We start from the raw sequence: 3,336 nt of genomic DNA on the forward strand, positions 1-3,336 counted from the left end.
ACGCAATGGTATTTTACGGGACAAGCCAAATGTCGAGACGGCTGTCAGTGCCTATGCCTCGATTGCTAAGCAACTCGATATCACGCCGGCACAATTGGCATTAGCCTGGTGTAATCAGGTCGATGGTGTCACATCAACAATTATTGGCGCCACCAGTTTGCAGCAGCTGGAAGAAGATATCGAAGCCTTTAAAGTTGAGTTATCCAAAGATGACCTGAAGGCTATTTTCAAAGTACTTAGGGAATACCCTTTGCCTTTCTAGCACAAAAAAGCTCTATAAACCCTGAGAAAAGGCGAGCTCTACACTTAGCCCGCCTAATTCAGAATCAGATAATCTTAGCGTCCCGCCGTAGCTCTCGACAATATCATTTACTACAGCTAAACCTATTCCTTGGCCGGGAATCGTAGTGTCCGCGCGCTGGCCTCGTCTGACGAGCTTTGCCTGCTCAGCTTCACTTATCCCCGGGCCATCATCTTCAATGGTGATCCGTAAGGTATTGTCATGGGCCCTTGCATGAACATTAACCTGCGCCTTTCCGTATTTAAAAGCATTATCGATCAAGTTGCCTAAGAGCTCTATCAGGTCACCTTCATCTCCCCTAAAGACTGCGTCGCCGGAGATATCACAAGCCAAAGTCATCGACTTATCATGATAGACCTTGCCCATGGCTGCACAGATTTTATCGCACAAGGGTTTGACTACTACGGCCTTATTAAACGGGGCTGCCACACCCCCAACGGCGCGTGTTAGCTGGTAGGAAAGTATTTTATCGATGCGCTCATTCTGCTCCTCAATATCCTGGAGCCATGAGGTATTGCGCATATCATCAGGTAGGGAGTTTCCCGCCTGATTCAAGGCGCTGCTAATAATGGCAGAAGGGTTTTTAATGCTATGTGCCAGGTCCGCTAAGGTATTCCGATAGCGTTCTCGCTGATGAGCTTCGTGGGAAATAAGACGATTAATACTATCCGTCATCTCCTGAAGCTCTAAGGGATAATTGCCTTTCAGCGAATCCGACTCACCTTTCTGAATCACACTCAAGTCATGACTTAAAGCAGCAATAGGGCGAAGCCCCCACTTCAGTATCATGAACTGAAGTGCAATGAGTGCCAGCGCTACCGCACTCAACCAAAACCAAAGCGAGGCTCTGTACTCCTCCATTGCTTGGCGATAAGCATCTTGCGTTTCCAAGACAACAAAACGGAAAGGTAAAACACGCTCACCATCTTCCCACTCAACTAAATAATGTAGGTGGAAAAAAGGCACGTCACTAATAGGTAAACGAAGGAATTTTGGGTCTCCCAGGCTTAGCTCACTTACATCATACTCAACCGTGTCCAAGCGTCCTTGAGCGGAGAGAGACTTCCACAAGAGAGCGTTATCTTGATGATTAAAAGCAAAAGCATAGTGATTAGAAAAAGCTTGGTTCAAACGATCATCAGTCACCAGTTCAGGCAACCAAAGCGATTGGGATTCCAGTTCGGCCGATGCAATCAAAGCATAAGCCTGTGTCGTCATTTTTTGATGCTGGGCTTCCAGCAAGCTAGCAGAATAAGCGCGCTCAAGCACCCAAGCCAAGGCACCACAAATAAGGGGTAGCAATAAGACTGAAGCCAACGCCAAGCGCCCTTGTATACTTGTCAGCAGCCAGTTTTTCATCAAGCAAGTCTTCATCAACACTTACTCTGAAGGGTGAAGGAAGCGATAACCCTGCCCTCGCACAGTTTTGATTAAGGAAAGCTTACAAGCCGTTTCAAGTTTCTTTCGAAGACGGCCAACCAAGACCTCTATCACGTTGCTATCCCGGTCGTAGTCTTGCTCATAAAGGTGCTCGGTCAACTCAGCCTTCGAGACTGGTCGCTCAGAATTTAGCAAAAGGTACTCTAGAATATTGAACTCAAAAGCAGTTAAGTCAATCGCGCTATCATTTACTGTGGCTTGCTTGGCCGATAGGTCTATTGTCAGAGTCTCAAACTTTAGCACTGAAGAGGCTTGGCCGCCAAAACGTCTGAGCAAGGCTTTAATACGTGCAAATAACTCTTCGACATGAAAAGGCTTCACCAGGTAGTCATCTGCACCAGCATCCAGGCCTTCAACTTTATCTTGCCAATTTCCGCGAGCAGTCAGTATCAATATAGGGAAGTCCCTCCCCGCTTTTCGCCAACGACGAATCACTTCAACGCCTTCAATTTTTGGCAAACCTAAGTCCACAACCGCCAGGTCGATCGGGAACTCCATTCCCTTATATAAACCTTCTTCACCATCAGCCGCGAGTTCAAGACAATAAGATTGTTGCTTTAAAGCATCTGCCAACTGTTCTCGCAGTTTGTTTTCATCTTCAATCACTAGAAGCTTCATCGTCTAGCTCTCTTTACTTGGCGCCACTGAGCAGCTCACCACTCAGGCTATCGACATGCAACACCCTAACTCGACCCGCTTTAGTTAAAAACTTAACCCGATAGACGCTACCACGGGGCGTTTCTTTGAGCTGAACTTTCAGGACCTTTCCTTCGAACCTTTCCTGAACAAGGGCAATTGCTTGATCTCGACCAATTCTCTCATTCTTTGTCTCTGCGACCAGGTTTGCGGATAAGCACACCAGCAACACGGCGGACAAAAAAAGTTTTACGAGTTTCATAGCAATCACCTTTGCGAACGTTGCCAACTAACGAGGCTTCTTTCGGTGTCACAGCTCCCTTCTAAAAAGGTTCCACCCTGACACGCACTTTTATTTTCTTACCCGGCTTCTGATCCATTCGGGTCTTATATCTTTCACCCTTGTAACGATACCATACATGGTAGCCGAGCACCTTCTCTTCATAGCTTATACGATGCCGGGTTTCGCAGCGCTGTTCATCACGGTAGTGTGACCTTGTTTTATACCGACGACGCTCATTCGAGGCGATATCGCTCCCCACTGAGGCCCCTAATATTGCACCCACAGCCGTACCAATCTTCTTGTTTTTGCTTCGGTGCCCTACAGCATTACCAATTGCGCCACCAATAATACCGCCAAGAATAGTACTAGTATGTGAATGCTCACTTCTAGGATAATCATCATATCGAACCTGTTCAGTCCAACATTCCTCTTCGGGAATTCTTTTTTCAATGGTTTTAATAATCGGCTCCACCTTCACTACGCGAGCAAAGTCGATTGAACGGTGACTCCTTCCACCCGCATAGCTAAGCGAGCTGAATAGCATCGCCACAATAATAAACGCCACCAATACCGTAGGCTGAGGTAGGTAGTTTCTTGAGTAGGTTAATTGTTTCATGTTCATATTCCTCTTTCTTTTTAGAAGGTGGAATAATCTTAAAACACTAAAGCTGAATGA

5 protein-coding genes are annotated in these 3,336 nt (G+C 46.5%); 1 reads left to right on the forward strand and 4 read right to left on the reverse strand.

The genetic code is table 11. The features are described from left to right. Positions 1-262 (forward strand): aldo/keto reductase (locus tag A3766_RS19380; RefSeq protein WP_197479635.1); only part of this gene is annotated, 262 nt, incomplete at its 5' end. A 12-nt stretch (positions 263-274) separates the two neighbouring features. Here A3766_RS19380 and A3766_RS19385 read toward each other — a convergent pair. The 4 genes from A3766_RS19385 to A3766_RS19400 form a co-directional block, all read right to left on the reverse strand. Further along, a complete protein-coding gene (locus tag A3766_RS19385; RefSeq protein ID WP_197470236.1) occupies positions 275-1,660 on the reverse strand; it encodes an ATP-binding protein in 1,386 nt (461 codons plus the stop codon). A 21-nt stretch (positions 1,661-1,681) separates the two neighbouring features. Beyond that, the gene (locus tag A3766_RS19390; RefSeq protein WP_068513365.1) at positions 1,682-2,359 is read right to left on the reverse strand and encodes a response regulator transcription factor; all 678 of its coding nucleotides are present in this window, start codon (positions 2,357-2,359) and stop codon (positions 1,682-1,684) included. A 13-nt stretch (positions 2,360-2,372) separates the two neighbouring features. Beyond that, complete coding sequence (locus tag A3766_RS19395; RefSeq protein WP_068513369.1) at positions 2,373-2,639, reverse strand: PepSY domain-containing protein; 267 nt, start codon at positions 2,637-2,639, stop codon at positions 2,373-2,375. 61 nt (positions 2,640-2,700) lie between these two features. Continuing rightward, complete coding sequence (locus A3766_RS19400) at positions 2,701-3,276, reverse strand: glycine zipper 2TM domain-containing protein (protein WP_068509409.1); 576 nt, start codon at positions 3,274-3,276, stop codon at positions 2,701-2,703. Positions 3,277-3,336 lie beyond the last annotated feature (60 nt).

It is taken from the genome of Oleiphilus sp. HI0132, from assembly GCF_001635845.1.

Bases quoted from the DNA above. Each gene is read 5' to 3' on its own strand.
- A3766_RS19400 (WP_068509409.1), bottom strand. From the start codon at position 3,276: ATGAAACAATTAACCTACTCAAGAAACTACCTACCTCAGCCTACGGTA.
- A3766_RS19390 (WP_068513365.1), bottom strand. From the start codon at position 2,359: ATGAAGCTTCTAGTGATTGAAGATGAAAACAAACTGCGAGAACAGTTG.
- A3766_RS19395 (WP_068513369.1), bottom strand. From the start codon at position 2,639: ATGAAACTCGTAAAACTTTTTTTGTCCGCCGTGTTGCTGGTGTGCTTA.
- A3766_RS19385 (WP_197470236.1), bottom strand. From the start codon at position 1,660: ATGAAAAACTGGCTGCTGACAAGTATACAAGGGCGCTTGGCGTTGGCT.